Genomic DNA, 4852 nt, shown 5'->3' on the forward strand with positions numbered 1-4852 from the left:
GCTCCTTCGGGAGGTTCTGGCAGGCTTCAGAACCCGCCACGATACGCCGCCTTCTCAGGCCCCATCACCCATTTTCAGCCATAGCTCCCCGTTCAGTCCACAAATGCTCACTGTCACAATACGGCGGCGCTGTTGCGCAGGTCAGGAAGGCAATGTCGAGTTGGTAGCGACGGATCGCCGCGATGTGTTCGGCAGGCGCCCCCTCGACGACCTCGAGACGGACCTTGGGATGTCGGCGCTCATATGTGCGCAAGAGCTTGGCAATGAACCCGGACGACAACGATGAGAATATGCCGAGCCGGATCACACCGACATTGCCACATCCGAAAGAGTCCGCCAGCTTTGCTCCGCATTCGATCTGCCCCATCGCGCGCTTGGCATGATCTAGAAAGTTTTGGCCGGCATAGGTTAGTTCAACGCCTCCGGAATGACGGTTGAACAGGGAAGCTCCGAGTTCGTCTTCCAGATCGCGAATGCGCCGACTGATGGCGGACTGGTGAACTCGGACCTCGTTCGCAGCGCGCCGGAAACTTTGTTGCTCGGCCGCAGCAATGACGTATCGAAGATGTTTCAGTTCGATTGCCATCTATAATCGCTATGTGAGCCAATTTAGGCAAAGAAGAATTCCGAAACGATCGTTGAGGATCGCCGGAAACTCTTCCGGATCATCTATCCTATGGAGCGGACGCGTCCGCGTTACGGCATCCTTGGCTGTTGCGATTTCCTCTTCGGAATCGCTCTTCAGTAAGCCTTCCGTCGCGAGATTGAGCAAATAGTGGTAATAGCCGCTGTCTTGCCAGTTCTCGAAGAAAGCAACTTCGCTTACTTGCGGCATCCGGCTTTCTTTCCTCCGGGTTTCACTGTCCCCTGCCGTTCCGCTGTCACTGGTTCCGGTGGCGCAAATGTCGTGTTTGCCGACAGGACCGAACGGCTGAGGGCGTAGGTCTGACGCGTCGTTTCGAGCGCGTTTACGCTGATGTCGACGATGAGGCCGATAATGGTATCGCCACGATGCGTGATGGGTGGCCCGAGCGGTCGGGGATTCCAGCCCAGCCTGGTCAAGCGGTCGAACCAGTAGGTTTCGCAAACGATCGAGAGGTGACGAACGTGGTGCCTGAGGCAGAATTCAAGAATGCCGCAATAGACGATGCCGGCTGCCAGACAGGGGCTTCCCGACTGACGCAGTGCCGGCACGACGAATATCCGCGTCCATTCGAAAGTGTCGTTAGCCCGCGGCACGCCCTGAGAGGCCGTTTCGAAACCCTGCCAAGACCAGCCTCCATGGTTCACCCGGGACGCCCAAACCCGCGGAAATCGGGTATCATGTCATTGCGGAGCGACCATCCGAGGGGCCTTTGAACCCGCCGCAGTGAGTTTCGAAACGGACTCTNGCCCAAACCCGCGGAAATCGGGTATCATGTCATTGCGGAGCGACCATCCGAGGGGCCTTTGAACCCGCCGCAGTGAGTTTCGAAACGGACTCTGAGGCGCAAGTTGAGGGAAAACGTCACTCATCAGATGCGGCTTGACGCTCGGCACCAGGCGCGAGCCGGCAACGACCCCCTTCCCGGGCAGGATACCGAGCAGATAGACGGCGTCTTCGGTATCGAAGGCATCGACCTCGCGGCCATCGGGGCGAGCGAGATTGTGCCAACCGCGCTCGCCGACATAGATGTCGTGCCGCAGCCGAAAATGCTGTTCGAGTTCATCCCGATAAGCGCCTCGGTTCGAACTATCGACAATGTGAATATGGAACATGGCGACCCCCCGCGTTCCATGTTCCTAGGCTTGGAAGTTTGTTGCCCGCCATACCGAGATATGGGGATTTATCAGGGCTGGATTTCGTGCCTGAGGAAGGCCTTCACGACAGCATGGACGTTGTTGGCCGCGTCGAGCTTCTGCTTGGCGTTGCGCTGATGTGTCAGGACGGTGTGTTCGGAAAGGGATAGGATGCGAGAGACCTCCCAGGCCGTCTTGCCGTCGGCCACCCACCGCAAGACCTCGCGCTCCCGCCCGGATAGAACCGGCATCGCGGAGTCGCCCGAACCCAAACGCAATCGCAATACCGCCTGCAAGGCCTGACGGGCGAGAAGGCAGACAATGTGGCGGGTGGCAGGCTCGAGATCGACGATCTCGCCCGACATCGTGACCACGGCAGGCGGCGCAAACGACGCGTGAACCGGCACACAGATGCCCTGCCGGAGGCCGAAATCCGTTGCTTCATCCATCACCCATCGGGCGGGCGCCTCCAGGTTCTTTCGACTGACTTCCCTCCAGAGGAACGGATCGGCCGTGCGGCGGCAGTGAGCCACGCAAGGATCGTGGCGAAAGTGACCGATGGCGTTGTAGTGCTGGTACCATTCCTGCGGCCAGCAGTTGGCAAGGATGTGTTCTTGCCAGCGTGATTCACGCGCCAGCGGCAGCTGGGTGATCAGGCAGGCACAAAGGCCGTACTGTTCGAGACAAGTACAGAGCGTGCCGAGAATTTCGTCAACGTTTGCCGCCTGGTCGATTTTTTCGGCGGCCTGAAGAACATCGAAGAGTTCATTTTGCTTCATCTGAAACGAAGCGGGCGAATCCTGCCCGACCAAGTCAATTCCTGAAGGAAAATCCTACCTACTGCTGCAATGGAAAAACAAGCCTGCAGCATACGAATGATTACTATAATAGGTGGAGACAAACGCGGGATCCTGCCTGTCTCGGCACATGAGGCTAAGATCGGTCGTTGCCCGCAATATGAGGCTGCTGCGTCAGGCGTCTGACCTGACGCAAGAGCAGCTGGCTGACCTCGCCGGTCTTGACCGCAACTACATCGGCAAGCTCGAGCGTGAGGAGAACTCACCCACAGTTGATACGCTCGAAGCGATCGCGTTGGCATTACAGGTCGATGTCGAGTGGCTGATCCGGCGTGAGCCACCACGACGGCATTGAGATGCCGTTGCCGATCAACCCGGCATAGCCACCCAGCTACTTCGATGCGCGCGCTCACGCCCTTTTCGCTTTCAACGCCGACTTCTTGACACTTTCGCCAGCTTCGACCGCGCCGCCTTTCCTGGTGGCCCTGACCTTTGCCGGCCTGACGAAGAACTCCGAGACGTCGCTCTCCAGCGCCTTGGCAAGACTCGCGAGGAACAGGACGGTGGGATTTCGGCGACCGGTTTCGATGCCGCTCAGATAGCCGCGCGTACAGCCCGAGCGCAGCGACAGTTCCTCCTGGGAAATGTCGCGCTTGCGCCGCAGACGCTGCACGTTGAGACCGACCACCCCGCGGATATCCATGCCCGCATGGTCGCTGCACCGCACACTTTAGAGCGACACACTATAGTAAACATTCGCGCTTGACACCGAACGGGGTTCTCCGCTTAATTGGTGTTTATCGGAACACTATTCCTATTAAAGGAACAAATGATGCCAGGCAGCCTTTCCCTGCAACGCGGGCTTTCGGTACTGGAGATGCTGAAAGAGTCGGACGAACCGGTGGGCGTGCGCGAGATCGCAAGACGGCTGGAGCTAAGCCCACCGGCCATCCAGAGGCTTCTGAACACGCTCGCCAAACATGGCTATGTCGAACAGGCGGCCGACACGCGACGATACCGCATCGGCCATGGAGTGCTCGTCCTTGCCCAGCACGTGCTGCGCAAGGACCGGTTGATGGGCTTTGCCGAACCGGAATTGCAGGCCTTGGCAGCCGAGGGCTGCTTTAACGCCTTTCTGGGCGTGCGCAGCGGGTCGGCCGGTCTTTATCTTCTCGCCGTCCAGAGCCGCAGTCCGGTCGTTATCCGCTCTTCGCCGGGCGAGCGGATGGCATTGCATTCAACCGCGCTCGGCAAGGCGCTGCTGCTTGAACTACCCGATGACGCGATCGGAGTGATTCTTGGCGAAGCGCCTCTCGACCGGCTGACGCCGCGCACCGTGACCGAGCCCGATCGGCTGATCAGCCAACTCCGCTCGGCGCACTCGATCGGTTACACCACCTCGCTCGACGAAAACATTCTTGGCGTTATTTCGGTCGGCGCGCCGGTGCGCAGTAGTAGCGGCTCGGTAATCGCCGCGATCAGCGTTGCCTATCCGCGCGCCGTCGGCCCGCACATCGAAATTGCCGATGTGGGGGAACAAGTGATGGCCGCCGCCGCGCGGATCTCGGAGGGTCTGGGTTTCTCAAATCAGAGCGAGCGAGAAGGCAAGGATCCCCGCCATGCCGCCTGATATCGTGCTGCTCAACAAGGATCGCCTTCATGCTCGGATGGCCGAGCTGCGGCTCGACGCGGTCATTGCCACGACCCCGGAAAACGTCACCTATATGAGCGGCTTCTGGGCCCTGCCGCAATGGATCCGTCGCGGCCCTCAAGCCTATGTCATGTGGCCGGCGCCCGGCAAGGGAGAAGCTGAGATCGTCACCAGCACGGCTACGCTCGATCTGGTCGCCGACCAGCAAGTCTGGGTCGAGCGCGTGCGCCGCTATGGTGCCTTTCATGTCGATGGGCACCCCGATGATGCAAAGGATCCGGTCAGCCAGCGACTGCTCGAACTCCAAGAGGCACTCAATCATGACGATGCGCTCTCCGCGCTCGTCGCGGGGTTAACGGACGCAGGTCTCAGCCGCGCTCGTATCGGGATTGATGAGATCGGGTTCATGCCCGGTCAGTTCGAAGCCCTTCGGGAGCGCCTGCCCGGCGCAAGCCTGATTCCGGCCGCTGGACTGTTCCGATATGTGCGCGCCGTCAAGACACCGGAAGAGATCACCCGGCTGGCCAGGGTCGCGCGGAGCGTGTCAACGAATGTGAGACAGCCGGAGCGATAGATTAAGCTTGGAGTTGGAGCTTGTTGTTGGGCGGATTGATCCAGACGGCGG

At 59.9% G+C, this 4852-nt stretch carries 9 protein-coding genes; 3 read left to right on the forward strand and 6 right to left on the reverse strand.

Features of this window, described 5'->3' with window-relative positions:
• Positions 1-64: 64 nt before the first annotated feature.
• The 5 genes from VQ044_RS23705 to VQ044_RS23725 all read right to left on the reverse strand — a co-directional run bounded on the left by VQ044_RS23705 (position 65) and on the right by VQ044_RS23725 (position 2591).
• Positions 65-586: a LysR family transcriptional regulator gene (locus tag VQ044_RS23705; protein WP_327650090.1), complete on the reverse strand. Its 522-nt coding sequence runs from the start codon at positions 584-586 to the stop codon at positions 65-67.
• 9 nt (positions 587-595) lie between these two features.
• On the reverse strand, positions 596-835 hold the full coding sequence (locus VQ044_RS23710; protein WP_327651408.1) for a hypothetical protein: 240 nt from the start codon (positions 833-835) through the stop codon (positions 596-598).
• A complete protein-coding gene (locus VQ044_RS23715; RefSeq protein ID WP_327650094.1) occupies positions 823-1194 on the reverse strand; it encodes a hypothetical protein in 372 nt (123 codons plus the stop codon). The genes VQ044_RS23710 and VQ044_RS23715 overlap by 13 nt, the downstream gene beginning before the upstream one ends.
• A 132-nt stretch (positions 1195-1326) precedes the next feature.
• Complete coding sequence (locus VQ044_RS23720; RefSeq protein WP_331827812.1) at positions 1327-1758, reverse strand: acyl-homoserine-lactone synthase; 432 nt, start codon at positions 1756-1758, stop codon at positions 1327-1329.
• A 71-nt stretch (positions 1759-1829) separates the two neighbouring features.
• Positions 1830-2591 (reverse strand): LuxR family transcriptional regulator, encoded by a 762-nt coding sequence (locus VQ044_RS23725; protein WP_327650098.1) that lies wholly within the window; start codon positions 2589-2591, stop codon positions 1830-1832.
• Positions 2592-2706: 115 nt separating this feature from the next.
• On the opposite strand from VQ044_RS23725, the gene VQ044_RS23730 reads away from it, so the two are divergent.
• The gene (locus VQ044_RS23730; RefSeq protein ID WP_327650099.1) at positions 2707-2931 is read left to right on the forward strand and encodes a helix-turn-helix domain-containing protein; all 225 of its coding nucleotides are present in this window, start codon (positions 2707-2709) and stop codon (positions 2929-2931) included.
• Between the two features lie 54 nt (positions 2932-2985).
• On the opposite strand, the gene VQ044_RS23735 is transcribed toward VQ044_RS23730, so the two are convergent.
• Positions 2986-3279: a helix-turn-helix domain-containing protein gene (locus VQ044_RS23735; RefSeq protein WP_327650100.1), complete on the reverse strand. Its 294-nt coding sequence runs from the start codon at positions 3277-3279 to the stop codon at positions 2986-2988.
• Positions 3280-3369: 90 nt separating this feature from the next.
• On the opposite strand from VQ044_RS23735, the gene VQ044_RS23740 reads away from it, so the two are divergent.
• The gene (locus VQ044_RS23740) at positions 3370-4206 is read left to right on the forward strand and encodes an IclR family transcriptional regulator (RefSeq protein WP_327650104.1); all 837 of its coding nucleotides are present in this window, start codon (positions 3370-3372) and stop codon (positions 4204-4206) included.
• Positions 4207-4210: 4 nt separating this feature from the next.
• Positions 4211-4801 carry an aminopeptidase P family N-terminal domain-containing protein gene (locus VQ044_RS23745; RefSeq protein WP_327651410.1) on the forward strand — a complete coding sequence of 197 codons (591 nt, stop codon included), beginning with the start codon at positions 4211-4213 and terminating at the stop codon, positions 4799-4801.
• Positions 4802-4852 lie beyond the last annotated feature (51 nt).

This window comes from Aurantimonas sp. C2-5-R2 (genome assembly GCF_036549495.1).
GTDB lineage: Bacteria > Pseudomonadota > Alphaproteobacteria > Rhizobiales > Rhizobiaceae > Aurantimonas > Aurantimonas coralicida_A.

Bases quoted from the DNA above. Each gene is read 5' to 3' on its own strand.
- VQ044_RS23705 (WP_327650090.1), bottom strand. From the start codon at position 586: ATGGCAATCGAACTGAAACATCTTCGATACGTCATTGCTGCGGCCGAG.
- VQ044_RS23710 (WP_327651408.1), bottom strand. From the start codon at position 835: ATGCCGCAAGTAAGCGAAGTTGCTTTCTTCGAGAACTGGCAAGACAGC.
- VQ044_RS23730 (WP_327650099.1), top strand. From the start codon at position 2,707: ATGAGGCTAAGATCGGTCGTTGCCCGCAATATGAGGCTGCTGCGTCAG.
- VQ044_RS23735 (WP_327650100.1), bottom strand. From the start codon at position 3,279: ATGGATATCCGCGGGGTGGTCGGTCTCAACGTGCAGCGTCTGCGGCGC.